General features: G+C 66.1%; 30 protein-coding genes. 14 read left to right on the forward strand and 16 right to left on the reverse strand.

The window, feature by feature from the left end; translation table 11 throughout:
• Window positions 1–108 precede the first annotated feature (108 nt).
• Entirely contained in the window at window positions 109–1,386 is a 1,278-nt protein-coding gene (locus tag QO058_RS27310; protein ID WP_284169353.1) for an O-acetylhomoserine aminocarboxypropyltransferase, read from the reverse strand.
• 156 nt (window positions 1,387–1,542) lie between these two features.
• Here QO058_RS27310 and QO058_RS27315 point away from each other — a divergent pair, with 156 nt between their 5' ends.
• Window positions 1,543–2,097 (forward strand): hypothetical protein, encoded by a 555-nt coding sequence (locus tag QO058_RS27315; protein ID WP_284169354.1) that lies wholly within the window; start codon window positions 1,543–1,545, stop codon window positions 2,095–2,097.
• A 44-nt stretch (window positions 2,098–2,141) separates the two neighbouring features.
• Here QO058_RS27315 and QO058_RS27320 read toward each other — a convergent pair whose 3' ends face one another.
• From QO058_RS27320 to QO058_RS27330, 3 genes are all read right to left on the reverse strand, one after another.
• Window positions 2,142–3,368, reverse strand: a complete 1,227-nt coding sequence (locus QO058_RS27320) for an FAD-dependent oxidoreductase (RefSeq protein ID WP_284169355.1) — start codon at window positions 3,366–3,368, stop codon at window positions 2,142–2,144.
• A 14-nt stretch (window positions 3,369–3,382) separates the two neighbouring features.
• Window positions 3,383–4,357, reverse strand: a complete 975-nt coding sequence (locus tag QO058_RS27325) for a Bug family tripartite tricarboxylate transporter substrate binding protein (protein WP_284169356.1) — start codon at window positions 4,355–4,357, stop codon at window positions 3,383–3,385.
• Between the two features lie 77 nt (window positions 4,358–4,434).
• Complete coding sequence (locus QO058_RS27330) at window positions 4,435–4,920, reverse strand: Lrp/AsnC family transcriptional regulator (protein ID WP_284169357.1); 486 nt, start codon at window positions 4,918–4,920, stop codon at window positions 4,435–4,437.
• A gap of 159 nt (window positions 4,921–5,079) precedes the next feature.
• On the opposite strand from QO058_RS27330, the gene QO058_RS27335 reads away from it, so the two are divergent.
• Window positions 5,080–5,826, forward strand: a complete 747-nt coding sequence (locus QO058_RS27335; RefSeq protein ID WP_284169358.1) for an aspartate/glutamate racemase family protein — start codon at window positions 5,080–5,082, stop codon at window positions 5,824–5,826.
• On the opposite strand, the gene QO058_RS27340 is transcribed toward QO058_RS27335, so the two are convergent.
• Window positions 5,807–6,337 (reverse strand): CoA-binding protein, encoded by a 531-nt coding sequence (locus QO058_RS27340; protein WP_284169359.1) that lies wholly within the window; start codon window positions 6,335–6,337, stop codon window positions 5,807–5,809. The two genes, QO058_RS27335 and QO058_RS27340, sit on opposite strands and share 20 nt — an antisense overlap.
• Window positions 6,338–6,492: 155 nt before the next feature.
• Between QO058_RS27340 and QO058_RS27345 the strand changes: the two genes are divergently transcribed.
• Complete coding sequence (locus QO058_RS27345; RefSeq protein WP_284169360.1) at window positions 6,493–6,933, forward strand: hypothetical protein; 441 nt, start codon at window positions 6,493–6,495, stop codon at window positions 6,931–6,933.
• Between the two features lie 69 nt (window positions 6,934–7,002).
• On the opposite strand, the gene QO058_RS27350 is transcribed toward QO058_RS27345, so the two are convergent.
• Window positions 7,003–7,809: an enoyl-CoA hydratase gene (locus tag QO058_RS27350; RefSeq protein ID WP_284169361.1), complete on the reverse strand. Its 807-nt coding sequence runs from the start codon at window positions 7,807–7,809 to the stop codon at window positions 7,003–7,005.
• Window positions 7,810–7,915: 106 nt separating this feature from the next.
• Between QO058_RS27350 and QO058_RS27355 the strand changes: the two genes are divergently transcribed.
• The 3 genes from QO058_RS27355 to rpsI all read left to right on the forward strand — a co-directional run bounded on the left by QO058_RS27355 (window position 7,916) and on the right by rpsI (window position 9,620).
• The gene (locus QO058_RS27355) at window positions 7,916–8,332 is read left to right on the forward strand and encodes a PaaI family thioesterase (protein WP_284169362.1); all 417 of its coding nucleotides are present in this window, start codon (window positions 7,916–7,918) and stop codon (window positions 8,330–8,332) included.
• Window positions 8,333–8,676: 344 nt separating this feature from the next.
• Window positions 8,677–9,138 (forward strand): 50S ribosomal protein L13, encoded by a 462-nt coding sequence (rplM, locus tag QO058_RS27360; RefSeq protein ID WP_129155826.1) that lies wholly within the window; start codon window positions 8,677–8,679, stop codon window positions 9,136–9,138.
• Between the two features lie 2 nt (window positions 9,139–9,140).
• Window positions 9,141–9,620, forward strand: a complete 480-nt coding sequence (gene rpsI / locus QO058_RS27365; RefSeq protein ID WP_284169363.1) for a 30S ribosomal protein S9 — start codon at window positions 9,141–9,143, stop codon at window positions 9,618–9,620.
• Window positions 9,621–9,684: 64 nt separating this feature from the next.
• Here the strand turns inward: rpsI and QO058_RS27370 are convergent, their stop codons facing one another.
• Window positions 9,685–10,566: a LysR substrate-binding domain-containing protein gene (locus QO058_RS27370; RefSeq protein ID WP_284169364.1), complete on the reverse strand. Its 882-nt coding sequence runs from the start codon at window positions 10,564–10,566 to the stop codon at window positions 9,685–9,687.
• Window positions 10,567–10,682: 116 nt separating this feature from the next.
• Here QO058_RS27370 and QO058_RS27375 point away from each other — a divergent pair, with 116 nt between their 5' ends.
• Window positions 10,683–12,008 (forward strand): serine hydroxymethyltransferase, encoded by a 1,326-nt coding sequence (locus tag QO058_RS27375; protein WP_347975525.1) that lies wholly within the window; start codon window positions 10,683–10,685, stop codon window positions 12,006–12,008.
• Between the two features lie 121 nt (window positions 12,009–12,129).
• On the opposite strand, the gene QO058_RS27380 is transcribed toward QO058_RS27375, so the two are convergent.
• Window positions 12,130–13,494, reverse strand: a complete 1,365-nt coding sequence (locus QO058_RS27380; protein WP_284169365.1) for a serine hydrolase domain-containing protein — start codon at window positions 13,492–13,494, stop codon at window positions 12,130–12,132.
• A gap of 168 nt (window positions 13,495–13,662) precedes the next feature.
• Between QO058_RS27380 and QO058_RS27385 the strand changes: the two genes are divergently transcribed.
• A complete protein-coding gene (locus QO058_RS27385) occupies window positions 13,663–13,875 on the forward strand; it encodes a DUF3126 family protein (RefSeq protein ID WP_057192263.1) in 213 nt (70 codons plus the stop codon).
• 147 nt (window positions 13,876–14,022) lie between these two features.
• On the opposite strand, the gene QO058_RS27390 is transcribed toward QO058_RS27385, so the two are convergent.
• Complete coding sequence (locus tag QO058_RS27390) at window positions 14,023–14,748, reverse strand: hypothetical protein (protein WP_284169366.1); 726 nt, start codon at window positions 14,746–14,748, stop codon at window positions 14,023–14,025.
• Between the two features lie 174 nt (window positions 14,749–14,922).
• On the opposite strand from QO058_RS27390, the gene QO058_RS27395 reads away from it, so the two are divergent.
• Entirely contained in the window at window positions 14,923–15,252 is a 330-nt protein-coding gene (locus QO058_RS27395) for a DUF6949 family protein (RefSeq protein WP_284169367.1), read from the forward strand.
• Between the two features lie 55 nt (window positions 15,253–15,307).
• A complete protein-coding gene (locus QO058_RS27400) occupies window positions 15,308–15,838 on the forward strand; it encodes a gamma carbonic anhydrase family protein (RefSeq protein WP_284169368.1) in 531 nt (176 codons plus the stop codon).
• 196 nt (window positions 15,839–16,034) lie between these two features.
• On the opposite strand, the gene QO058_RS27405 is transcribed toward QO058_RS27400, so the two are convergent.
• The 3 genes from QO058_RS27405 to QO058_RS27415 form a co-directional block, all read right to left on the reverse strand.
• Window positions 16,035–16,667: a transglutaminase-like cysteine peptidase gene (locus QO058_RS27405; protein WP_284169370.1), complete on the reverse strand. Its 633-nt coding sequence runs from the start codon at window positions 16,665–16,667 to the stop codon at window positions 16,035–16,037.
• A 780-nt stretch (window positions 16,668–17,447) separates the two neighbouring features.
• Window positions 17,448–18,062 carry a PilZ domain-containing protein gene (locus QO058_RS27410; protein WP_284169372.1) on the reverse strand — a complete coding sequence of 205 codons (615 nt, stop codon included), beginning with the start codon at window positions 18,060–18,062 and terminating at the stop codon, window positions 17,448–17,450.
• Between the two features lie 63 nt (window positions 18,063–18,125).
• A complete protein-coding gene (locus QO058_RS27415) occupies window positions 18,126–18,575 on the reverse strand; it encodes a PAS domain-containing protein (protein WP_284169373.1) in 450 nt (149 codons plus the stop codon).
• 489 nt (window positions 18,576–19,064) lie between these two features.
• Between QO058_RS27415 and QO058_RS27420 the strand changes: the two genes are divergently transcribed.
• Entirely contained in the window at window positions 19,065–19,883 is an 819-nt protein-coding gene (locus tag QO058_RS27420) for a rhomboid family intramembrane serine protease (protein ID WP_284169374.1), read from the forward strand.
• 191 nt (window positions 19,884–20,074) lie between these two features.
• Window positions 20,075–20,506: a CBS domain-containing protein gene (locus QO058_RS27425; protein ID WP_129155814.1), complete on the forward strand. Its 432-nt coding sequence runs from the start codon at window positions 20,075–20,077 to the stop codon at window positions 20,504–20,506.
• 175 nt (window positions 20,507–20,681) lie between these two features.
• On the opposite strand, the gene QO058_RS27430 is transcribed toward QO058_RS27425, so the two are convergent.
• From QO058_RS27430 to folE, 3 genes are all read right to left on the reverse strand, one after another.
• Window positions 20,682–21,644, reverse strand: a complete 963-nt coding sequence (locus QO058_RS27430; RefSeq protein WP_284169375.1) for a patatin-like phospholipase family protein — start codon at window positions 21,642–21,644, stop codon at window positions 20,682–20,684.
• 269 nt (window positions 21,645–21,913) lie between these two features.
• Window positions 21,914–22,366: a phosphoribosyl-AMP cyclohydrolase gene (hisI, locus tag QO058_RS27435; protein ID WP_284169376.1), complete on the reverse strand. Its 453-nt coding sequence runs from the start codon at window positions 22,364–22,366 to the stop codon at window positions 21,914–21,916.
• A 185-nt stretch (window positions 22,367–22,551) separates the two neighbouring features.
• Window positions 22,552–23,193, reverse strand: coding sequence for a GTP cyclohydrolase I FolE (folE, locus tag QO058_RS27440; RefSeq protein ID WP_284169377.1), 642 nt, complete (start codon window positions 23,191–23,193; stop codon window positions 22,552–22,554).
• 424 nt (window positions 23,194–23,617) lie between these two features.
• On the opposite strand from folE, the gene QO058_RS27445 reads away from it, so the two are divergent.
• The gene (locus QO058_RS27445; protein ID WP_284169378.1) at window positions 23,618–24,067 is read left to right on the forward strand and encodes an iron-sulfur cluster assembly scaffold protein; all 450 of its coding nucleotides are present in this window, start codon (window positions 23,618–23,620) and stop codon (window positions 24,065–24,067) included.
• A gap of 3 nt (window positions 24,068–24,070) precedes the next feature.
• On the opposite strand, the gene QO058_RS27450 is transcribed toward QO058_RS27445, so the two are convergent.
• Window positions 24,071–24,703, reverse strand: a complete 633-nt coding sequence (locus QO058_RS27450) for a phosphatase PAP2 family protein (protein ID WP_284169380.1) — start codon at window positions 24,701–24,703, stop codon at window positions 24,071–24,073.
• Window positions 24,704–24,958: 255 nt separating this feature from the next.
• Between QO058_RS27450 and yidD the strand changes: the two genes are divergently transcribed.
• On the forward strand, window positions 24,959–25,249 hold the full coding sequence (gene yidD, locus QO058_RS27455; protein WP_284173042.1) for a membrane protein insertion efficiency factor YidD: 291 nt from the start codon (window positions 24,959–24,961) through the stop codon (window positions 25,247–25,249).
• The last annotated feature ends 98 nt before the right edge of the window (window positions 25,250–25,347 follow it).

Below are 25,347 nucleotides of genomic sequence, written 5' to 3' on the forward strand. Positions count from 1 at the left end.
CTCGGGCTTGACCCGAGCATCTCAGGCCGCGTGAGGCGGCGGTCAGCGTCTTCTCGTCACGAGATTCTCGGATCTGCGCTTCGCTCCGTCCGAGAAAGACGGCTCCGCTCAGGCCAGCGCCTGATCCAGATCCGCGATCAGGTCCTCGACATCCTCGATGCCGATCGACAGGCGCACCACCTCGGGGCCGGCGCCCGATGCCGTCTTCTGCGCATCCGAGAGCTGGCGGTGCGTGGTCGAGGCCGGGTGGATCACCAGCGAGCGCGTGTCGCCGATATTGGCGAGGTGCGAGAACAGCTTGAGATTCGTCACCAGCTGGACGCCGGCGTCGTAGCCGCCCTTGAGGCCGAAGGTGAAGACCGCGCCGGCGCCCTTGGGGCAATAGCGCTGGGCGAGCGCGTGGTACTTGTTGTCGGCTAGGCCGGCGTAGTTCACCCACTCGACCGCCGGATGCTTGGCAAGATGGGTCGCCACCTTCACCGTGTTCTCGCAATGGCGCTGCATGCGCAGCGGCAGCGTCTCGATGCCGGTCAGGATCATGAAGGCGTTGAAGGGCGAGAGCGCCGGGCCCATGTCGCGCAGGCCGAGCACGCGGGTGGCGATCGCGAAGGCGAAGTTGCCGAAGGTCTCGCCCAGCACCATGCCGTTATATTCCGGCCGCGGCTTGGACAGCATCGGGTAGCGCTCGTCGCCGACCCAGTTGAACGAGCCGCCGTCGACGATGATGCCGCCGATCGAATTGCCATGGCCGCCGAGGAATTTGGTCGCCGAATGCACGACGATGTCGGCCCCAAACTCGAAGGGGCGGATCAGATAGGGGCTCGCCATCGTGTTGTCGACGATCAGCGGGATGTTGTGCTTCTTGGCGATCTTCGAGATGCCCTCGATGTCGACGATGACACCGCCCGGATTGGCGATCGACTCGATGAAGATCGCCTTGGTCTTCGGCGTCACCGCGGCGGCGAAGGCGTCGAGATCGTCGCTATCGGCCCAGATCACGTTCCAGCCGAAATTCTTGTAGGAATGGTTGAACTGGTTGATCGAGCCGCCATAGAGCTTCTTCGCCGCAACAAACTCGTCGCCCGGCTGCATCAGCGCATGGAAGCAGAGGAACTCGGCGGCGTGACCGGACGCGACTGCCAGCGCAGCCGTACCGCCCTCGAGCGCCGCGACACGCTCTTCGAGCACCGCGTTGGTCGGGTTGCCGATGCGGGTGTAGATGTTGCCGAAGGCCTGCAGTCCGAACAGCGAAGCCGCGTGGTCGACATCGTCAAAGACGAAGGACGTCGTCTGGTAGATCGGCGTGGCGCGCGCGCCTGTGGCCGCGTCGGGAGCGGCGCCGGCATGGACGGCGAGCGTGTGGAAACCCGGTGCGCGGTCGGTCATGGCGTGCTCCCTGACAATTCTGATCGTGAAACGGTCTCGTTCGATTTAACGAACGGCCCGGACAGCGTCAATCTCGCTGGCCATTGCCCGATGCTCGCTGGCCGTGCAGCATAGTGGTTTACCCGCAAGGGTTTGCGCTGGGGCTGTGAGATAGAGATGCTTCGTTTCGCCAAGCTGGCATTGACAGCCTGCTTCCTTTTCGCCTGCGCGGTCTCAGCATCGGCGCGAGACCTCAAAATTGCTATCGATCCCGACGGTAGCGGTTTCAGCGTCGCAGGTTGGGCCAAGCAGGTCGCTGGTACCGGGACGATCTTTTACCAATGCCAGCAGGACAGCTGCGGGCGAGGCTCTACTGTAAGCCTGCGCAAGCAGTCCCCGGGGGGATATACGCCAGAGGGGTTGCGCCTGAATGAGCAGCGCATTGCGTCAATCCTGACGTCTCAGTTTCCGGGAAAAATCACACGGGTCGACATTTCGCCTGTCAAGAATCGCGACGACAAGACTTTCCGCATATCCGAGGTTTCGAGAACGATCGTCGTTCAGCCTGGGGCGGAGATTGGGATGCCGCTATACTGGAGATCTGGCTTTGCCTGGACGACGGCGAACGCCTATACGATAAGCAGCTCTGCGGGCAGTCGAAAGCTGGCCGATGGCAACTTTGCGACATTCCAGGTGCCGTTGCTGCTGCTGATCAATCTGCAATCCAAGTGAAACAGCGTCGATCACGGGCCAGTCCGAACCGCGGCCTCGCAACATTATCTATCTGATCCCCTTAGCTCTGGCCCGACATGCTCTGGCCGCACGCCCATCCCGACCATCCGCGCCGGCAGCCGGCGCAGCAGCGGGAAGCGCTGCAGCAGCTTGAGCGGCCAGGGTGGAGCGACCGGCTTGTCCGCCGCGAGCAGCGGCGTGATCACCCGGTTCTGGATCGCGATCTGGGCCGCCTGCGTGATCCTGGCTGGCCATTCCCGCCGCTTCTGCACGGTTGCGAGATCGACATCCGTCAGTGTGCGTTCGCGTAGCGGGCGGGCCAGCAGATTGGCGGTCGCGACGGCATCCTGGATCGCCAGATTGATGCCGACGCCGCCGATCGGCGACATGGCATGGGCGGCATCGCCGATGCAGATGAGGCCCGGCCGCCACCAGCGTTCCAGCCGGTCGACGGCGACTGAGAGCAGCTTGATGTCGTCCCATGAGGCAAGTTCGCCGATACGGTCGGCAAGTTCCGGCGCGAGCGCGACGAGGCCGGCCTTGAAGGCGTCGAGCCCGGCTGCGCGCAGCTGGTCGAGCGAGCCCTTCGGGATGATGAAGGCGCATTGCCAGTAGTCGCCGCGGTTGAGGCGGATGAAGAAGCGCCCGGCCGCGACCTGGCCGAAGGCCTGGGCCGGCTCGTCCGGCCGGCGGCTCAGCCGGAACCAGAGCACATCCATTGGCGCGCCGAGTTCGGTGACCGCAAAGCCTGCGGCGGCGCGGACATCGGAGCGCCGGCCATCCGCCGCCACGACGAGGTCCGAGCGGATCTCCAGCAAGCCGCCCGGCCCGTCTGCCTTCAGTCCCGCGACGCGCCCGTTCTCCTCGATCAGGCCGGTTGCCTTGGTCTGCATCAGCAGTCGGAAATTCGGATAGGTCCGGCCGTGATCGGCGAGGAAATCGAGGAAGTCCCATTGCGGCATGAAGGCGATGAAGGGCGCCCTGACCGGCAGATGGCTGAAATCGGCGATGGTGATGTCCTCTGTGCCGAAGCGGGCGACGAGGTCGTCCTCCCGGACATGCGGCAGCGTCAGGAATTCCTCGAGCAGGCCGAGCTCGTGCATCACCTCCATTGTCGAAGGGTGGATGGTGTCGCCGCGGAAATCGCGCAGGAAATCGGCGTGCTTCTCCAGCACGATCACGTCGACACCGGCACGCGCCAAGAGAAAGCCGAGCATCATCCCCGCCGGGCCGCCTCCCGCGATGCAGCAGGTCGTGCTCTCCTGGCGCATGCCCTTGCCTCCGCCTATTCGGTCAGCTTGATCCCGGTCTTGGCCACCAGTTCGGTCAGGATCGCGCGGTCCCGCGCCATGAAGGCGCCGGTCTCCTGCGGGCTCCAGGCAACGGGCTCGATCACCAGCTCGCGATAGCGGGCGACGAGCTCGGCATCGCCCATCGCCGCGTTGATCGCGGTGCTCAGGATGCGCAGCGTATCGGGCGCGATACCGGCCGGCGCGACGAGCGAGGCCCAGCCGGGATAGACCACGTCGGCGCCTTGCTCCTTCAGCGTCGGCAGATCAGGCAGTTGCGGCTGGCGCACATCGGTGGTGACGGCGAGCGCTTTCAGCTTGCCGCCCTGGATGTTGCCGAGGCTGGCGGCCAGGCTGTCGATCATCACCTGGACCTGACCCGACATCAGGTCGGCCGCGGCGAGCCCGGCGCCGCGATAGGGCACATGCGTGAGCCTGATCCCGGCCGCCTGCATGATCATTTCGAAGACGAGGTGGTTGGTGCCCCCGACGCCGGCCGAGGCGAAGTTGAGCTGGCCCGGCCGCTGCCTGGCATAGGTGATGAACTCGGCGAGCGAATTGACCGGCAGCGTCGGCGAGGCGTTCAGCACCAGCGGGAACAGCCCGAGCATGCCGACCGGGACGAAGTCGTGCGCGACGTCGTAGGGCAGCTTCTGGCCGAGCGCCGGGGCGGCGGCGAAGCTCGCCGCGGTGGCGACGAGGAGCGTATGGCCGTCGGCCGGAGCCCTGACCGTGGTCTGCCCGGCGACGATGCCATTGGCGCCCGGCCGATTGTCGATGATCACTGATTGGCCGAGCTGCTTCGCCAAGGTCTCGCCGAGCCGACGCGCCGCGATGTCGGTGCCACCCGCCGGCGCGAACGGCACGACGAGCTGGATCGGCCGCTCAGGGAAGGCTGCGTGCGCGCCGCGCGCGCCCAGCGCACTCGCAAGGCCGGCGAGCAGGATGGTGCGGCGATCGAGAGGGGACATCGGCCTTCTCCGGAAATGCTGGCAGCCGGCAGCTTAGGGCGAGATCGCTCCGAGCTGAATGCGGCGGGACGTCGAAATCATGGGTGGTCGCTGCCCGTCTCGACACGAAGTGCTGCAGGCCTGAACTTGACGCGGTTGACGACCACGGAACTCGCAATGCTGTCGACATGCGGATTGCGGTAGAGCGCGCCCTCGAGGAAGCGCTCATACTCCGCCACATCCGCCACCTGGATGATGATCACGAAATCCGATGGCCCGGTGACGAGATAGCACTGCGTCACCTCTGGACGATCCAGCATCGCGCGCTTGAAGCCCTGCACGACATCGGATGTGCCGCGAACGAGCTTGACCTGCGCGATCACGGTCGTCCGCGGGCCGAACGCTTCCGGATTGATCAGGCTGACATCGCCCTCGATCACCTTGGCGTCGCGCAGGCGGCGGACGCGTCGCAGGCAGACCGGCGGCGACACGCCGACCCGGCGCGCCAGTTCCAGATTGGTCAGGCGATTATCGTCCTGGAGCGTCGCCAGGATGCGCCGGTCGATGCGATCGAGCTCGATCAAGCCGCCATGCCTCCCGCAGCTTTCCAATCCGGCAAGACGGCTAGCAACAATCGAAAGGATTGGAAACCGCTCGCCCCGGAATGCGCCAATCCGGACGGCAAAGCGCGCCTAGGCTTATTCCACGCCGGGACGTGATGGCCGGTGCCGGGAGCCGCGATCATGAAGCATGTCGGAATTCTCGCTCACAGCGCCGAAGGCTCGGCGCTGTGCTACCTCTCGCTCTGCCATGGTGGCATCCGCCGGCTCGGGCCGCATCGGCACCCGGATGTCACGCTCGACGTGATCAGCATGGGCGCGAGCATGGAGGACTGGGCGCGGGGCGACTATGCCGCCATCCGTGTCCGCCTGGCGCGCTCGGCGCAGCGGCTTGCGGCAGCGGGCTGCGACTTCTTCATCTGCCCGGACAACACCGCCCATCTCGCGCTCGAAGCCGGTGGCGAGCCGCTCGCACTACCAGGGCTGCATATCTCCGAGGTGGTGGCGGGGCAGGCGCGTCAGCGCGGCTTCAGGACGGTCGGCGTGCTGGGAACGCGCTGGCTGATGGAGAGCACGCTCTATCCGTGCGCCTTCGATGCGCACGGTCTCGACCATCGCCTGCCTTCCGCGGACGACCGCGCCCTGATCGATCGGGCCATCTTCGAGGAATTGTGCAACGGCGTCTTCAAAGAGCCGACGCGGGCCGAATTCGTCCGCATCATCGTCGACCTCGCCGCGCGCGGCTGCGACGCGGTGGTGCTCGGCTGCACCGAGATCCCGCTGCTGATCAGCCCGGAGATCTCGCCGCTGCCAACCCTGAACTCGACGGTGCTGTTGGCCGAGGCGGCGCTCGATGCGGTCCTGGGCAATGCTCCGGCGCCGGATTGGCGCGGCTCGGCGCCGATGCGCCTTACGTCCCCGGGCGGTTGATCGACAGCTTCTGGAAGCCCTTGCCGGCGAGGACCGGCTTCTTCGAGGAGAGGATGCGCGAATTGATGCCCTGCCAGCCGATCTCGCCGGAGAGGCGGCCATATTCGATCTTCGGGCAGCGGTTCATGATGACGGTGACACCCTTGGCCTCGGCCTTCGCCGCGGCCTCGTCATTGCGCACCGAAAGCTGCATCCAGATCACCTTGGGCAGCGGCTCCAGGCTCAAAGCCTCGTCGGTGATCGGCCCGGCGGCTTCCGAGTTGCGGAAGATCTCGACCATGTCGATCGGCGGGGAGATCTCCTTCAGCGAGCCATAGACGGTCTTGCCCAGCAGCGTCTGCCCGGCGAGGCCGGGATTGACCGGGATCACGTCATAGTCGCGATCGAGCAGGTATTTGGTGACGATCCAGCTCGGCCGCGCCTCGTTGGCGGAGGCGCCGACCAGAGCAATCGTCTTCACCTCGCGCAGGATGCGGCGAATGAGCGCATCGTCGTAAGCATCGTGAGTCACGAAACCAAAACCCCAGACAATTGAACGCGTTGGCCGTCATTCCTGAATCGGCGACGGAAGTCCGCCTGCGGCAGGACCATGGCACCGCCAAGCTCCTTCCCCATCTTGAGGAGGGAAGAGCAAATCCCGCTCTTCTTTAAGGAGGAGGGCCTGCCATGTGCGACTACAGTCTGCACCATGTGATGTCGACTCCTGCCAAAGTCGGCGATGTCCTCAAGACCACCAGCTTCATCGGGTCGAGCACCAGGGGCTTCTGCGCCGCTGGCGATCCGAGCGTGGCGGTTTGTGTGTTGCCCGGCACGGAGCTGGCCTTTGCGTCGGAGATCGAATGCGACAGGGCGGTCGGCTTCCTGCCGCGTCGCCGGCTCGCGGCGACGGTGGCGCGCTTCCGCCAGGTCGATCTTGACAAGCCCTATGCCCATCACGACGCGATCGAACTGCCGAATGGGCAGATCGTGCTCTTGACCAATTTGTCGGAGGGCCAGACCGCGACCGTGCTGCAATTGCCAGCGGACGAGCAGGCGCAGCGGGCCGCGACGCCCGAGGCGGAACCGGCACGGGCGCAAGACGAGCCGGTCTATATCTTCGGCATCTGACCGCACGGTCATAGGTGCAATGACATTCATTCGAGACGGCGGACTCGTCCTCGGGCGAGCCCGCTCCTTTCAGCTGTGACGCCAATCCGGCTGACGCTTCTCCATGAAGGCGCCGATGCCTTCCTCGGCATCACGCGCCAGCATGTTCTCGACCATAACCGCCGAGGCATGGTCGTAGGCGGCCTTCAGCCCCATCTCGCGCTGCTCGTAGAAGGCGCGCTTGCCGACCTTGACCGTCGCCGCCGATTTCGAGGCGATCACCGCGGCGAGCCGCTTGGCTTCCTCGAGCGCTTCGCCCGCCGGCACTGCGCGATTGACCAGCCCCATCCGGACGGCCTCTTGCGCCGGCACCATCTCGCCGAGCAGCAGCATCTCCATCGCGTGCTTGGCGGAGAGGTTGCGCGAGAGCGCGACCATCGGCGTCGAGCAGAACAGGCCGATATGAACGCCCGGCGTGCAGAAGCGTGCGGCTTCGCCGGCGACGGCGAGGTCGCAGGTCGCGACGAGCTGGCAGCCGGCGGCTGTCGCCGTGCCCTCGACCGCCGCGATCACCGGCTGGGGCAGGGCGGTGATCTGCTGCATCACGCCCGAGCAGCGCCCGAGGATACCGGCGAAATAGGCGCGGCCGCGGTCGGGATCGGCCCGGCGCGCGCTCATCTCCTTGAGGTCGTGCCCGGCTGAGAATACCGGGCCGGCCGCCGCGAGCACCACGGCGCGGACGTTGCCATCGGTCGCGATCGCAGCCAGCGTCTCCGACAGCGCGGCAAGCATCGCCTCGCTCAGCGGATTGCGCGCCTCCGGCCGGTTCAGGGTCAAGGTCGCGATGCCGTCGGCATCCTCGCGCAGCAGCAGCTGCGGTCCGGCATGGGCGTTCATGGCGAAAAGCCTTTCGCTGTTTGTCCTATTGTCGGGAGGCAGGTGCCGTGCTGCAAGGGGCGTAACGTCCGATCAGACCCCGGTTTTCCGCACGATGACGACCCGCATGAGCGCTGCCGAAATCGAGGCCTATCTCGATCAGGTCTTCCCGCAGCTGCACTATGGCGGCCGGACCTATTTCGTCGAGGAGGTCGGACCACTCACCGCGCGCATGCGCTGCGACTATCATGAGAAGCACCTGCGGCCGGGCGGTACCATTTCCGGCCCGACCATGATGGCGCTCGCTGATCTCGCGCTCTATGTCGCGATCCTCGCCCAGATCGGCCCGGTCGGGCTCGCGGTGACGACGAGCCTCAGCTACAATTTCCTGCGCAAGCCGGGGCAGGCGGCGCTGATCGGGGATGCGAAGCTGCTCAAGCTCGGCAAGCGCCTCGCCGTCGGCGAGGTCTGCCTCTATTCGCAAGGCGAGAGCGAGATGGTCTGCCACGCCACGGGGACCTATTCGATCCCTGCCGAGCGCTAGTGACAGCCTGAGAGTGGCTTGCACAGCCAGAACCTCAGCCCTCATCCTGAGGAGCGCCTGCAGGCGCGTCTCGAAGGATGCTCAAGGAGGTTCCGGAACCATCTGGAGCATCCTTCGAGACGCAAGCTGCGCTTGCTCCTCGGGATGAGGGCTATGAGGAGAGGCAAAAATTATTGCGGTATCCTGATACCGTTTTTTGTATCACTCTGAAAACAATACGTTTTTGGAAAAATAGCCGCGTTATCTCTGCTTGACTTCGGTAGGGGAGCCGCCTATCCAGCGCCCACACCGCCGCCGGTTCGCTGGCGGCTTGTCCTTTTTTCAAGCAGCCGAAGGGTGCCGCGATGAAGACCATCTCGCTCAAGCCCGCCGATGTCGAGAAGAAGTGGGTTGTGATCGATGCCTCCGGGCTCGTCGTCGGCCGTCTCGCCACCCTGGTGGCGATGCGTCTGCGCGGCAAGCACAAGGCCGCCTACACCCCGCATGTCGACTGCGGCGACAACATCATCGTCATCAACGCCGATAAGGTGGTGCTGACCGGTCGCAAGCGCGACCAGAAGATCTACTACCATCACACCGGCTATGCCGGCGGCATCAAGGAGCGTTCCGCCAAGTTCATTCTCGAAGGTCGCTTCCCGGAGCGCATCGTCGAGAAGGCTGTCGAGCGCATGCTGCCGCGTGGCCCGCTCTTCCGCCAGATCCTCGGCAATCTGCGCGTCTACAAGGGCGCTGAGCATCCGCATGCCGCCCAGTCGCCCGAGGCGCTCGACGTCGCGGCGCTCAACCGCAAGAATGCGAGGGTCTGACGATGGCCGAGGTTCTCCAGTCTCTCGAACAGCTCGGTCAGGTCGCCAAGGGCACCCAGGCCGAGGCTCCGGTCCACGTCAAGAAGGTCGATGCTCAGGGCCGCGCCTATGCCACCGGCAAGCGCAAGAACGCCATCGCCCGGGTCTGGATCAAGCCGGGCTCCGGCAAGATCACGGTCAACACCCGTGACCAGGAAGTCTACTTCGCCCGCCCGGTGCTGCGCCTGATCCTGCAGCAGCCGCTGATGCTGGTCGATCGCCTGACCCAGTACGACGTCGTCGTCACGGTCAAGGGCGGCGGCCTCTCCGGCCAGGCCGGCGCGGTCCGCCACGGCATCTCCAAGGCTCTGACCTTCTACGAGCCGGACCTGCGTGGCCCGCTCAAGAAGGAAGGCTTCCTGACCCGCGACTCGCGTGTCGTCGAGCGCAAGAAGTTCGGCAAGGCCAAGGCCCGCCGCAGCTTCCAGTTCTCGAAGCGCTGATTTCTTTACCGGCCTTGGCCGACATCGATCGAAGGGCGGCTCTCACGAGCCGCCCTTTTTTCGTTCAGCCGCTGGCCTCCAGCCAGGCGACGACCTCGGCACGGCGCGGATGCGGCTTGCCGGCGGGCCGGAAGAGCACCGCCAGCCGGTCGCCGCTCGGAAGTTCGTCGATGAAAGGCGCAACCAGTCGCCCGTCCGCCAGATAGGGCGCGACGAGGCTCCTGCGGCCGATCAGGATGCCGGCGCCGCCGAGTGCTGCATCGAGCGCCAGCGCATAGAGCGAGTAGGACGGGCCGCGGCCGGCATCGATCCCACCAGCGCCGGCATGGCGCAGCCAGCGCGCCCAATCGCTGCGCCAGACGGCGTCGTGCAGCAGGGTCTGGCCGGCGAGATCGGCCAGCGTCCGCAAGCTGCCGCCGAGCGCCGGAGCGCAGACCGGGAACAGGCTGTCCTCGTCGAGCGCCAGCGCATCGGTCGGTGGCTTGGCGAGGTAGAACAGTGAGAGGTCGAAGCTGTCGTGTCGGCCCGCCGGCGGCTCTTCCATCGCGCTGACCGAGATCGGCAGACCGGGGAAAGCCCGCTGCAGCGCCGGCAGGCGCGGTGACAGCCAGAGCTGGGCGATGCTGGGCAGGGCGGCGATGGCGAGCGCCCGGCCGGCGTGGCTGGCCTTGAGCTCCTGCACGGTCATGGCCAGCGCGTCGAAGGCGGCGCTGAGCCGTGGCCTGGCCTCCTGCGCAGCTTGCGTCAGCGCGACACCCTGCGGCAGGCGCAGGAACAATTGCAGCCCCAGAAAGGCTTCAAGATGGCGCACCTGCTGGGCGATGGCGCCTTGCGTCACCCCGATCTCCTCGGCCGCCCGTGAAAAGCTCCCCAGCCGCGCCGCGGCCTCGAACGCACGCAGCGCATTGAGTGGCGGCAAGGGTGGGCGGGGCGGTCTGACGGGCATGTCGGCGGTCCGGAAGGCCTAGATTTTCTAGCCCTGCCGGCGACGATAACTGGTTTGCATCCGCGCCGGCAAATCGCTGCAATAGCCGCACGGAACATAACTCAGCGGGGATGGCGATGACGATGAAACTGGCGCGGCGTGGCTGGGTGCCGGCGGCGAGCGAGGACTATGTGCTCAGGATCGCCGGCGAGATCGCCGGCCAGGACCGCGCGGCGCGCGAGACCAGGCTTGCCGACCTCATCGCCGAGAACCGCACCATCCACGAGCGCGACTGCGTCAACCTCAATCCGGCAACCAATGTGATGAACCCGCGGGCCGAGGCGGTGCTGGGGCAGGGGCTCGGTTCGCGGCCCTCGCTCGGTTATCCCGGCGACAAATACGAGATGGGGCTGGAAGCGATCGAGCAGATCGAAGTGATGGCGGCCGAGCTCGCGGCGCAGGTCTTCGGCGCGTCCTATGCCGAGATCCGCGTGCCCTCCGGCGCGATCGCCAATCTCTATGTCTTCATGGCGGCGGCGAAGCCCGGCGATACCGTGATCGCGCCGCCGCCCGCGATCGGTGGCCATGTCACCCATCACGGCGCCGGCGCGGCCGGGCTTTATGGCCTCGTCAGCCATCCGGCCCCGGTCGATGCCGACGGCTACACGGTCGATGTTGCAAAGCTGCGCGAGGATGCGCTGCGGCTGAGGCCAAAAGTGATCAGCATCGGCGGCAGCCTCAATTTGTTCCCGCATCCGATCCGCGAGATCCGCGCCATCGCCGACGAGGTCGGCGCGATCGTGCTGTTCGACGCGGCCCATCTTTCCGGCATGATCGCTGGCCATGGCTGGCAGCAGCCGCTGGAGGCAGGTGCTCACGTCATGACGATGAGCACTTATAAGAGCCTGGGCGGGCCGCCCTCGGGACTGATCGTCAGCAATGACGCCGGGATCGCCGAGAAGCTCGACGCCATCGCCTATCCCGGCCTCACCGCCAATTTCGACGCGGCGAAGTCGGCGGCGCTGGCGATCACCATGATGGACTGGCAGGAGTTCGGCCGTGACTACGCGGCGATGATGGCGGCGACGGCCAAGGCGCTGGCCGAGGCTCTCACGGAGCGGCAGGTCCCGGTCTTCGCCCGCGATCGCGGCATGACGACCTCGCACCAGTTCGCCATCGAGGCCGCTCCCTATGGCGGCGGGCAGGCGGCGGCGAAGCGGCTGCGCGCCGTCAACATATTGAGCTGCGGCATCGGCCTGCCGATCGCGGAGGTCCCCGGTGACGTCAATGGACTAAGGCTCGGCACGCCCGAGATCGTCCGCTTCGGCATGAAGCCCGAGCACATGCCGGAGCTCGCCGGCTACATCGCCGACGGGCTTTCGGGCGCGCGTCCGGACGAGGCGATCGCCCGCGATGTCACCGCCTTCCGGCGGCGTTTCAGCAGGCTGCATTATGTGAGGTGAGGCCACCTCACGTCATTCTCGGGCGGAGCGGAGCGCAGACCCGAGAATCTCGCGACGAGAAGGCGCCATCAGGGCCTCCTCCGGCAAGAGATGCTCGGGTCAAGCCCGAGCATGACGCCCTTTAGTCGTCATAACGCTCCAGCATCTCCGTCTGCAGCGCCTCTTCGCTGATGACATGCGCTGCGCCGAGCCAGGCCGACTCGATCTCGCCCGCTGCATTGCGGACGAGGCGGGCCGGCTCGCCGGGGCTGGCAAAACCCGAAGCTTTGACGATGCGGCCGCGATCCTCGGCGTCGGGCACGATCTCGCCGGCATCCAGGAATGGGTTGAACAGCGCCGGATTGGCCATCAGCACCTTGCCGTCGACCGGAACGAGGTCGCCGGCGCCCCAGACCGTCCAGAGCCGCTTGCGCCAGCGCTCGGTCGCGGGCGTCGGCGCGCCGTGCTCGGCGAAGCTCCTGAAGATCTGGATCACCCCGTCGAGCCAGGGATGAGCGAGGCCGTCGATGGCGTTGGTCAGGACCGAGACGGTGAGACCCTGCTCGGGAACGGTGGCGGTGCGGGTGATGAAGCCCTGGAACCCGCCGGAATGGCCGACCCAGTCCCAGCCATCGCCGCCGCCCGAGATGGTGCCGAGCCCATAATGGCGGCCGAGGCTGCTCTCGGCGTCGGGCCAGAGCCGGCGCGTCATCTCGCGACGGCTGAGGGCTGAGAGGACGCTGGCTTCAGCCTTCGGCGAGAGCTGGGCGATGTAGCGGGCGATATCGCCCGCGGTCGCGACGAAGCCGGCGGCCGAGGTCATGGCGTTGCCGGGATTGTCGGCCGGAATCACCAAGCGCCGGCCGAGCGGCAGCTTGCCGCTATGACCCTTCGCCATCGGTCCGGACCAGAGCGTGATGTCGGGCCTGGTCTCCTTCAGCCCGGCCGGCGCGACGATCTCGCGGGCGATCCAGTCGGCGTAAGGCTCTCCCGTCACCGCTTCGATCACGAGGCCGAGCAAGGCGAAGCCGTGATTGGAGTATTTGAAGCGCTGCGAGGCCGGGAAGACTGGGGCCCTGGCGAGGTCGGCGAGCAGCTCATCCTTGCGCAGATAGGGCTTGCGATCGAAGAACTGGCCGCAGTCGACGCCATCGCGGGTCAGGCCGGCGCTGTTGGAGAGAAGCTGGGTCAGCGTTACCGCCGCGACCTCGGGGTGCAGGCCCTCGACATAGGCGCCGGCCTTGTCGTCGAGCCGCAGGCGCCCGGTTTCGGCGAGGCGAAGGATGCCGGCTGAGGTAAAGCTCTTCGAATGCGAGGCGATGCGGAAGCCGTGGCGCGGCGTCAGCGCTTCGCCGGTCGCCAGATCGGCGCTGCCGAAGGCGGCCTCGAGCACGATCTTATCGCCATCGGCGATCGCGACCGCGCAGCCGGGCTGGTCATGGAAACGGCGCTGGAATTCGAGCCAGCTTGCGACATAGTCGAGCGCGGCGGGCAGCCAGGGCTTCATCGGGGAATCCATCGTCGAGCGGGTCGGGAAACGCAGCTTGGCACGGGTGATAGCGCTGCGTCAGCGCCGCAAAGCGCGGGAGCCATGCGTTGTGGCCGGATCGCCTTCGTCCTTGCCCTTAGCGCCGACGCGTGGCATCCGTCCGGGCAACACATAAGGATCGTTACCGTGGACAAGACCGAACTCGCCAAGCTCGAAGCGTATCTGCGCCGCACCTTCGCCAACCACAACATCAGCGTGCGTGCGCGGCTGAAGAAGACTGACTCGGCTGAGGTCTATCTCGCCGACGAGTTCATCGGCATCATCCATGTCGACGACGAGGACGGCGACCGCTCGTTCAACTTCACCATGGCGATCCTCGACGTCGATCTCGAAGACTGAGGCTAGGCTTGGGGCATTCTCAGCCCTCATCCTGAGGAGGCCGCAAGGCCGTCTCGAAGGGTGGTCCAGATGTCTCCTGAGCTTCCTGAAACGTCCTTCGAGACGCGGACTGTCGTCCGCTCCTCAGGATGAGGGCTCAGGGTTCGCTCAGCGCATCAGCCCGTCGATGGTGCGGCGGACGCCGCCGATCATCACCTGCCAGTCGGCGACGATGGCGCGCGGAAAGCGGATGTTCACATCGACGCCACGATGGCGGAAGGTCACGCGGCAGGGCTCGTCGAGGCCGGTCTGTGCGGTCTCGACCGGGCAGCGTGCCGCAAAGCCGCGCCCATCCGGCACCGAGACATAGAGCTCGTCGCCCTCATAGGGCGAGCCCTTGCGGAAGCCGCGCACGACCAGCCCGCCCGGATTCGACCAGACCGTCGGCGTCAGGAAGCGGGCATAGACCGAGAGCTGCGTCGCCGGCTCGTTGACCTTGTCCGGCGGGCTCAATGTCACCAGCAGGCGCTGCCGGTTCTCCGGCGTAACCGGGCCGAGGCTCGGCCAGTCGAGGCGCAGGCGCGCCATCCCGACGAGGCGCCCTTCGTCGCTGTCGGCGCCGGTCAGGTTGGCAGGAATCGCCAGCACGACATCGCCGACCCTCGTCGGGTGCAGCTCGGTCCCGGCATCGGGGTTGGGGCGGGTGGCGAACAGGGCAAGGCCGGTGCCTGCCAATCCGAGGAGGACGATGGCGGCCGCAAGTCGCAGCAACGCCCGGTCGCCGCGCGGCAGGACCGGCGCTGGGCGACGCTTCAGATGATTGCGGATCAGCGTTGCGACATCGGTGGCGCTGCTGAGCGGTTGGCCCTGGTCGGGCCCGGCGTAGAGGCTCATCGGATTCGTCCCTGGGGGTCGGCGCGCCGCCCTGTCAGGGAACTCAACCAGAGCCGTCTTAACGTCCCGTAAACCATGTCCGCGCCGGCGTGGTTAACCATCGGTTAAAGCTTTGCTTCCCCGTCGAGCGACCTTGCGCCATGGTTTGCTAGCAGCCGCTGGAAGCCGTGCCCCGTGACGCTCGAACCATCCGCCATCGAGGCCCTGAAATCGCTAGTCCTCGGCTTCGCCTTCGCCGGGCTGCTGGCGAGCGCCTTCGAACTGTTCACGCAAAAGCGCGTCGGCTTCGAGTTGCTGCAGGGCGGCGGTGTCGGAGCGGTGGCGAGCGTGCCGGTGGTGGTGTTCAGCGCGCCCTTCCTGATCCTGCGCAACACCGTGCGCGGCCGGCGGATCGAAGGGCGACCCTTCTTCTTCGTCATGGCCGCGAGCATGATCGCCTCGCTCTGGAGCCTGATCAGCGGCCGGGTCGTACTCGATCTCCTGATGATGTTCGGCGCGGCTTGACGACAGGGCCGGCCGCCCTGCAATCCTCGGGCTGAAAAGCTCCGGAGGATAGACCATGCCACTTTATTCGCTCGACGGGACCGCGCCGGAGACGCCGCCGGAAGGGCAATGGTGGCTCGCGCCCGACGCCCATGTGATCGGCCGCGTCAGGCTGGCGAAGGATGTCGGGATCTGGTTCGGCGCGGTGCTGCGCGGCGACAATGAGTGGATCGAGATCGGCGAGGCCACCAACATCCAGGAAGGCTGCGTGTTCCACACCGATCCCGGCGCGCCGCTCAGGGTCGGCGCCGGCTGCACCATCGGCCACCGCGCTATCCTGCATGGCTGCATCATCGGCGATAATAGCCTGATAGGCATGGGCGCGACCGTGCTCAACCATGTGAAGATCGGCCGCAACTGCCTGGTCGGCGCCAATGCGCTGGTGACCGAGGGCAAGGAATTCCCCGACAATTCGCTGATCGTCGGATCGCCGGCGCGCGCGATCCGCACGCTGGACGAGGCGGCTGCCGCCGGCATTGCCCGCACGGCCGCCGGCTATTCCGAGCGCTGGAAGCTGTTCGCCAAGGGCATGAAGCGGATCGACTGATCGCTCCGCACCGTTCCATCCCTTCCTGAAAAAGAAGCGGGCCGGCTCCCGGGGAAGGAGCCGGCCCTGGACGATGCCCGGTCGGGGACGGGTGGGTGGGGACGTGACCGGACTCGTCGTCTGGTAGCGAAGCCTTCGAGACTTCGCCGATGTCGTGTCGCGCCGGGTTTCGTCCCCGCCCGGCGCGCCTTGTCGTTCAGCGTAGCGAAGCCACCGTCGCGGTCGAGAGGCCGCCGAGCGAGGCCCATCCGGTCCGGGCCTGGGATTCACGCTTCACATAAGTGTAGCCGGTCTGGCTCCATGGCAGGATCGCGTTGCGCTTGTTGTCGAGGATGAAGTCGCCGCGGTCGGTACGGATCATCAGCACGGCGTGACCGGCATTCTCCTCGTCGATCACGACGGTGACGCGCATGGCCCGGCGCGACACGCCGGCCTCGGCCAGGCGCTGGCGCTTCAGAAGGACATAATCCTCGCAGTCGCCCTTGCCGTCGGTCGGGATGTCCCAGCGGTCGACCACGCCCCAATGGTCCTGATCGGTGATCGCCTCGATCTCACGATTGGCCTTGACGTTGTTTGCGACGATCAGCTTCCACAGCTTCGGCGTGAGCTCGGCCGACTCGGCTTCGCGGGTGTCGACGGCGCATTCGCTCGGCATGCGCTTGCAGAAATCCGTCCAGGCGTAGGGCGCGCGGGCCTCGCCGCCGGCGACGATGGGTGCGCTGGCGACCGGCAGGCCGGCGCTCTGCTGAGCCTCGGCGCCGGTCACGCCGGCAAGAGTGATGACGGTAGCGGCGGCAAGGCCGCGAAATCCCCGGAAGCTCGAAAACATGACGTCCCCTTTCCTGTCCCGGGAACGACCATGCTTGTGCGCTGTAGAGATCGCTTGAAATGAAAGCGAACAATTTTACTGAAATCGAGCCTATAGAACGCAAAAGTACTTAGAGAAAATCGTGTACAAAATCGAGAGTAAGAATTTTCAGCGCTCGCGTCAGAGAGTGTTAACTATAGGTTTGCTTAACCATCCAGTCTCTTAACCATGGCGGGGCCGGGGCAGTCGGGCTGTATCGCCGAACTGCTGCAGAACTAATAAAGGGCGCGGGAACCCTTCTCCCGTGTGGGAGAAGGGCAGGGATGAGGGCCCTGTCCATCCGCAGAAGGCGCAACGGCGCCGTTGCGTTCGGATAATCGGCGGCGGTCCCTCACCCCTACCTCTCTCCCACCCGGATTCCTCTGCGAAACCGGATTGGGCGCGGAGAACCCCTCCCCCTTGTGGGGAGGGGCAGGGGTGGGGGGCGAAAAGTCGAAGCGAATTCGCCGGAAATCGAGCCGATCCGCCTCTACGGACCCCCGATCACCCAGTCGTTCGCCCCCCATCCCAAACCCTTCCCCACGAGGGGGAAGGGAGGAGACCAGCGATCAGCCTTTCGCAGAGGAATCCACCCGGGAGAAGGACCCCGCACATGTTCCTTGTGCGGCGCTGAAATCAGGCGGGCGACTGTGCCACGAAGGTGTGCATCGCCAAATGAGGCGGGTCCGCTGGCTATGCGAACAAGCCCTACCAGCGGTGACGATGCGCTTCAGGTCGGGTGGATGGCGCCCGAGCCTATGCTCAGAGCTCCAGATTCTCGTCGAGCAGGTCGGCGGAGAGCGGCATGCGGAACTGGGCCGCGTAGCCTCCGTCGAAGCGGCGCACGATCATCGCCGCGGTGCTGCCGAGCCGGACCGCCGTGCCCATCTCGAACTGGTGATCGCTGGCGAAGGCTACCCCCGACAGCGAGAAGTCGATCAGCCGCACGGAATGCTCCGTTCCGTCGTCCAGGATCAGGACGCAGCGCGGATTGCGCGGCACGATCCGCTCATGGCGACGGTCCTCGGGCAGGCCGAGCTCCTCGCGATTGGCGAGCCAGGTCAGCTGTGCCGTGAACTTTTCGCGCTTGCGGCTCGTTGCGGTGATCGTCATCGCAAAGCCGGCGGGGGTGGTCCGCACGGCCGTGCCCTCGATACGTCCCAGATGTTCGAGATAGACGATGACGCGGTCGCCGATCGCGGCCTTCGCCGGGGCGACCATGTGCAGGCCGCCCGGCGAGATGTCGGTCGTCTGGCATGGATACTCCATGCGATTGGGCAGCATGTAGCGCCCAAGCAGGACGACTTTCATGCGTTGATGCCGCCGGCGCTCGACCGGGACCGAGCCCGTTTTCGGATTTTGGGGCGCCGTCAGCATTGCAAACCTTGTTCCTAACAGGGTCATGCTAGCGGTCCGCCGGTTAAGAGGCGGTTAGTAGTGTCAAACACGCCCACCCGGCAGAAGCATCAGCTTCGGCCGCTTGTCCTGGCCCGAAGGCTCCGCCTGACGCAGCGCACGTGCATCCGGCCAGATCATCCGGAGCGAGATCATCCGCATCGAATCGAGCGTGTCGAGGCCGAGCCATTCCGGCGACAGGGTCGGCGAGAGCGCGCCAAGGATGCGGGCATGGGTGCGCCCGCGATAGCGCAAGGGCAGCAGCAACAGCTCGAGGTGGACGGTGGCGCCGTTCTGCGTCTGCGCCGAGAGGCCGGCGACAGCGCCCGCGGTCTCGTCCATCACGGTCTGGACGAGGCGGCGGATGTCGCCTTGCGCCTCGACATCCGGCCAGAGCGCGACGAGCGCGCGTCCACGCAATTCGCGTCCAAACAGGGCGCAGAGCCGCGTTCCGGCCAGGCGGAAGACTGGTCCGATCGGCTCGTTCTCGAGCACGAAGGTGTCGGCGAGCGCATGACGTAGCGCGCCCGGCTCGATTTCCCCCGTTCGGGCGCGCTCCGTTCGCCGCGCAATGTGTCCCAGTAGTCGAAAACCAGGCGGGTGCTCGGGTTTTTCATATCCTGTCCAGTCCGATCTGTGCTGTCCCCGGTCGTGCGAAGGCGTGCCAAATCGGAGCGCATTCGTTCGAGGCGGGGACGGTCGGGTCCTTGCGAATCGGCAGGACGCAGCACGCATGCCGTCTTGCCACGCGGCTCGGACAGGAGGAGGCGGCAGGGGTTGTTAAGGTTAAGCAAGGGTTAAGCTTGTGGAAGATCGGTAAAATGCCGGATAAATCGGGCGTCGAATTCGAGTCCGTCCGAAGCGTCGGACTTGACCGGAAAAGGCGGGGGCGCTGGGGCGTGACCGGCCGGGGAGGAGAGGGGAGAGCGTCAGCTCTCCCCTTTTCTGTTGCCTGCCGACGACCAATGCGCGACTGAGGGCGTGATGGCGGAACATTCAGACGATCCCCACGGTCCTCCGGCACGCGAGCCGGTCTTCAACCTGCCCGGCGCCGTCATCTGGCTGATCGCCGCTCTGGCGCTGATCCAGGGTGCGCGCGAGCTACTCAGCGATCGCGACGATTTTCTCCTCGTCTCCTGGCTATCGTTTGTGCCGGCGCGGCTGACGCTCTGGTTCGCGCCCGAGCGTCTTGAGGAGGTTGCCCGGAGCCTGGGGACCACCGGAACACCTGACTTCGTCCAGCGCCTGCAATTGGTGCGGCTCCTGCTGGCCGATGGCGGCGGCCAGCTCTGGACCCTGCTCAGCTATGGGCTGCTGCACGGCTCCTGGCTGCATCTGATCTCGAATGTCGTCTGGCTGGCGGCGTTCGGCAGTCCGGTCGCGCGTCGCCTCGGGGCGGGGCGCTTCCTGGTGCTGATGGCGCTCTCGACCATTGCGGGCGCCTTGCTGCACTGGTGGTCGCGCGAGCTCGACGTGCTGCCGCTGGTCGGGGCCTCCGCCGGTGTTTCGGGCGCGACAGCGGCGGCGATCCGTTTCGTCTTCTCGCCCGGCGTGCATTTCGGTGGGCTCGGCCATGACGAGGTGGTGCGCGCGATACCCGCCGAGCCGCTCGGCGGCCTCTGGCGCAATTCGCGGGCGATGATCTTCGTGGTGATCTGGTTCGTCACCAATATCCTGTTCGGGGCCGGCCTGGTGCCGATCCTCGGCGAAGAGACGAGCATCGCCTGGGAGGCGCATATCGGCGGCTTCCTCGCCGGGCTGCTGCTGTTCCCGCTGTTCGATCGCGGACCGGTCCGGCGCTGACCGCAACCGGAGCGAGCAGGCCTCGGCCTGCAATCGCCTTGCCGTCGCCTCAGACTTCGCTCACATTGGACTTAAGTCCAGCGTGGCGTCGCGCCGCGGACTAAATAGTCCGTTGGCCCCCGGTGCTGCTCTCGTCGCAACTCATAAACGTGCGCCGGCCAACGGCGCCGCTACCGTCGGAGGAGAAGTCGATGAACGTCGCTCATATTCTCGGCAACAAGGGCGGAGATGTCGTTTCCGTGCAGCCGCACCGGACGCTCGGCGAGGCGACGCGGACCCTGGCCGAGAAGCGGATCGGTGCCGTCGTCGTGACCGGCGCGGATGGCGGCCTGCTCGGCATCCTGTCCGAGCGTGACATCATCAAGGCCCTGGGCACGGAAGGCGCCGCAGCGCTGGAGACTCCGGTGTCGCGGGCGATGACCGCCAAGGTCGTGACCTGCCGGTCGGACACCAGCGTCGACGAACTGATGGAAATCATGACCTCGGGCCGCTTCCGGCATGTGCCGGTGGTGGATGGCGGCCGCATCGCCGGCATCGTCTCGATCGGCGACGTCGTCAAGCATCGCGTCGCCGAGATCGAGGCCGAAAGCCGGGCGATGCGCGACTACATCGCGATGGCGTGAGCAGCATCGTCTTTCCGGGCTTCGCGTAGCGAAGAGCCTGGAACCCAGAACCGATGCGCCTGCTCATCGAGGCGCATGAGGGGAATCACCCAGAACCGGCATCGGTTCTGGGTTTCCGGACTCAGACCTTCGGCCTGCCCCGGCATGACGGCTCCCTTCGTGGCGGCGCGACCGCCTAGTTCAGCGGCAGGTGATTGGCGGCGACGATCGCACCGATCTCGTCGAGTGCACGTTCGGCCGCCTGCCGGCCGAGCGCGATCGCCTCGTCCGCGCGATGAAAGTCGAACAGGCCGACGCGGCCGAGCTTGGGGCCGATCATCACATCGGGCGGATCGCCGGCGAGACGCGAGCGCGAGATCCGGTCCTGGGTGATATTGAAGGCGTCGACCATCACGCCGGCCAGCCCCGGCTGCTGGTCGTGATTGGCCTTGCCGACGATGCCACGCATGCGGTCGCGCATGCCGCCGAACCAGCCGGTGGCTGGGCGCTGTTCGGCCACGGGGTCCGGGTCCGGGTCGGCGCCATAGGACTGGATCACCGTACCGCGGCCGGTCATGTCGCTGTTCAAATTGACGCAGAGCACGACATCGGCGCCAAGCGCGCGGGCCACCGTGACCGGCACCGGATTGACCAGCGCACCGTCCATCAGCCAGCGGCCGCCCAGCTTCACCGGATCGAATACGCCCGGCAGCGCATAGGAGGCGCGCAATGCATCGACCAGCGAGCCGCGGGTCAGCCAGATCTCGTGGCCGGTGCCGAGCTCGGTGGCGACGGCGGCATAGGTCTGCTTCAGCTCGTTGATCTGCAGCCCGGCGAGGTCGCGCTCGAGCAGGCGCTTCAGACGGCCGCCTGAAATCAGCCCGGCGCCGCCGATATGGAAGTCCATCAGGCCGACGACTCGGCGCTTGGTCAGGCCGAGCGCGAACTCACGCAGCGGCTCCATCTTGCCGGCGGCGTAGCAGCCGCCGACAACCGCACCGATCGACGTGCCGGCGATGACCTCCGGCGCGTAGCCGGCCTCGGTCAGGACATCCAGGACACCGATATGGGCCCAGCCGCGCGCAGCGCCACCGCCGAGCGCCAGGCCGATCCTCGGCCGGCTGAAGCGCGGTGCCGGTTCGGAAACGAGATGGTTCATCGCAGCTCCGCTGCCGCCCAATCCGAAAGCCCGTCTAGCGATGTTCTCCAGCATCATCGGCGCGATCCCTCCGCGGGAGAATCAGGATCGCGCCAGCCGATGAGTGAAAGGTGAACGGCGCCGGGACCCTAGGCGGCTATCAGTTGCTTTTGAAGGAAACATGAAAGCTTGGTGAAAGGATTGCCAACGAAGCAGGCATTCCCGGTTCAGAAGGGCTAGAGCCGGATCCGATCAGGTTATTCAACCTGATCGGTGAATCCGTCTCTCATCTAGGGTTTGGAGACCGTTTTACCGACCAGCTTGCGGTGCAAGCTGGTCGGAACGGGCTCCAATGGTCCGTCGGCGGCCACTCCGACAGGCTTAATCCGATAGAAGCAGCTGTGGCGGCCCGTATGGCAGCAGCCACCGTCGCCACCGACATTGACCTTGATCCAGATCGCATCCTGATCGCAGTCGACCCACATCTCGGCGATGCTCTGGAGCTGGCCGGAGGTCTCGCCCTTGCGCCAGAGCGCCTGGCGAGAACGCGACCAGTACCAAGCCTCGCCGGTTTCGATGCTGAGGCGCAGCGATTCCGCATTCATATGCGCCACCATCAGCACTTCGCCGGTTGCGGCATCGGTGGTGACGCAGGTGACGAGGCCGTCGCGATCGAATTTCGGCGCAAGCACCGCGCCTTCCTCGATCTCGACCTTGCTGGAGAGGGTGGGAAAGGCGGTCATGTGAGGATCCTGAAGGGCTGGTGCCTTGCCATATAGGAGACGGGAGGCTCGCCGTCATGGCGGCAGTGCCTTGGCGTCATTCTCGGGCGGCGCGAAGCGCTGACCCGAAAATCTCATGACCAGATGGCACTGGTTTCCGAGATGCTCGGGTCAAGCCCGAGCATGACGCGCTTCAATGGACAGGATCACAGCCCCGGCGACTTCACCATGGTGAAGAAGCGAACCTGCTCGGTCGGGTCGCGGAAGCGGCCGGTGTACTGCGTGGTCATCGTCGACGAGCCCTGCTTCTGCACACCGCGCATCGACATGCACATGTGCTCGGCCTCGACGAGGACGGCTACGCCGCCGGGCTTCAGCGTCCGTTCGATCGCCTGGGCGATCTGCGCCGTCATCGTCTCCTGTGTCTGCAAACGACGGGCATAGACTTCGACGACGCGGGCGAGCTTCGACAGGCCGACCACGCCGCCGCTCGGATAGTAGCCGATATGGACCTTGCCGACGAACGGCACCATGTGGTGCTCGCAATGCGAATAGAACGGGATGTCGCGGACGAGGACCATGTCCTTGTAGCCATCGACCTCCTCGAAGACGCGCTCGAGCATGTCGTGCGCATCCTCACGATAGCCCTTGTAGAACTCGCGATAGGCCTTGGCGACGCGCTGCGGCGTATCGAGCAGTCCTTCCCGCGACGGATCGTCGCCGGCCCACCGGATCAGCGTACGCACGGCCTCCTCGGCCTCGTTCTGCGTCGGTTGGGTAATGATGAACTTGTCTGCGGAGGGGCTGCGCGCCCGCTCTACGGACAAGGACTTAACCACATTATCCATGTGGAGCCTCCCGTTTCGGTTTCGCCGGCCTCACGACCGGCAGGTCAGACAAGTTCGCCCGCTCGTCCAGCGAATGACGCGCTCTCCCTAAGAGCGCGCCGGCACATTAGAGGCTGTCAGGGACCTTGGACATAGCTTGGGCGTCGGCGATTTTGCCCGAGTGCTAGGAGCTTGGTGCGGCCAAGCCTTCCGGCTTGGCCGTGACGAGCGACGCCGTAATCGGACAAAAGCGCCACGCCGCTGCGCGGTGAGGTGAAACCGACCGACTGCGGTGTCGCATCGCTTACCGATACCAGCGGTATCGGTTGCGCAATGCTCCTTGCATTCGGACGGTTTGACCTCACCCAAGCCATGTCCAAGGTCCCTGACAGCCTCTATATATTGGTTGCGGAAGCCGGCAACTCCAGACCCGGCGGGGCAACCCATGCTGAACGACGTCTACAATAAGCGAATCCTGGAATTGGCAGGAAACATCCCGCTGCTCGAACGCCTGCCGGCACCGGATGCGACGGCGACCGCCCATTCGCGCCTGTGCGGCTCGACGGTCACCATCGATCTCACCATGGATGCCGATGTCGTGACCGGCTTCGGCCACGATGTCCGCGCCTGCGCGCTCGGCCAGGCCTCGTCCTCGATCATGGCGCGCCATGTCATCGGCGCGACCGCGGCCGAACTGCGCCAGGTACGCGAACAGGCCCGGGCGATCCTGAAGGAGGGAGCCGAGCCGCCGACCGGTAAATGGGCCGAGCTGTCCGTGCTCGTCCCGGTCCGGGACTTCAAGGCGCGCCACGCCTCGACGATGCTGACCTTCGACGCGGTCCTCGACGCGATCGGCCAGATCGAGGCGAAGCGGGGTGAGACGCTCGCAGGCTGAGCGCTATTTCAGCCCGAAGGCCTGCCGGGTTTCGACCCGTGTCTCGTCGAAGCGGACCCGGAACGTCTTGTCGGCAAGCAGCGCCTTGGCGACGACGCGGCCGATCTTGTCGCCGGCCTCCAGATCGGTGGGGTAGTGGAAGCCGCAGACGAGGCGGCTCTCGTCATAGCTCTTGACCCGCTCCTCGAACTTGTCGGCGAGCTCAGGCACGACTTCGGAGAGCAGCGTGGCATAGAGCGCCGCCGTCGCGGCATGAGCCGAAGGGAATGACGTGCCTTCCGGCCGCCCGCCGGGGCAGGGCTTGACCCTGACCTTGTTCCACATCTGGAACGGACGGATGCGGCTGGTCAGGCGATTGACGCTCTTCAGGAGGATGGCGAGCTCGACTTGCGCCTCGCGCATCAGGAGCCGCGTCTCGCGATGAGTGCCCTCGACATAGGCGTGGTCGATGCCGTTCAGGAACGCATTGAGCGTCTGGTACTGGTCGGCAATCGCCTGCTTTTCGCGTTCGGGCGTGCGGGCCGCGGAGATGGCGAGGACCTTCTCGAACTCGGCGCGGTGCTCCGGTGAGTTCTGTGCTGGCGGCAGGCCCATCACCTTGGCGACGTCGATTTTGGCGGCGTCGAGCCAGATCATATACGATCTCTGCTGCGCCGCCGCTGGCGTAGCCAGGGCGAGCGCAAGCAGCGGCCCGCAAAGGGCGGTGGCGGAGGCAAGGAAGCGTGTGCGCATCATGACCGGGATCTGGGAAGGCGGAACCGAAGAGGGGGATGGACAGTCCGCAGGAGGGGGTCGGCAGAGTTCAGCCGAGTCATACTTGCCTAAACATGCTGAAAAAGCCTTTCTTGGTGGCAGGGTGTCGCGCTCGCTCCGCGCCGGGGTGCTCACCTCCTGATCCGCGGCTACCAGCTCAGCCTCTCCCTGCTGATCGGCCGCCAGTGCCGGCACTGGCCGTCCTGCTCGGAATACACCGACGAGGCGATCCAGCGTCACGGCCTCTGGGCCGGCGGCTGGGTCGGCTTTTCCCGTATCTGCCGCTGCACCCCGCTCGGCACCTCCGGCATCGACCTGGTCTGCGAGGAGCTGCCCCCCGACGGCGCCTGGTACAAGCCGTGGGCGTATGGCCGCTGGCGCGGGGTCAACGCGCCGCCGGTCAAGCCGGACCCTCAGGGCGAGCACTGAGCGCCGCATCGCCAATCCATTCCGCGATTGCCTGCATCGCCCGGCTCGTATAGGCGGGGCCGGCGCGCGTGCCGAACCGGCTGCAGACCGCGTCGCCC

This window comes from Bosea vestrisii, from assembly GCF_030144325.1.
In the GTDB taxonomy this organism is placed as follows: domain Bacteria; phylum Pseudomonadota; class Alphaproteobacteria; order Rhizobiales; family Beijerinckiaceae; genus Allobosea; species Allobosea vestrisii_A.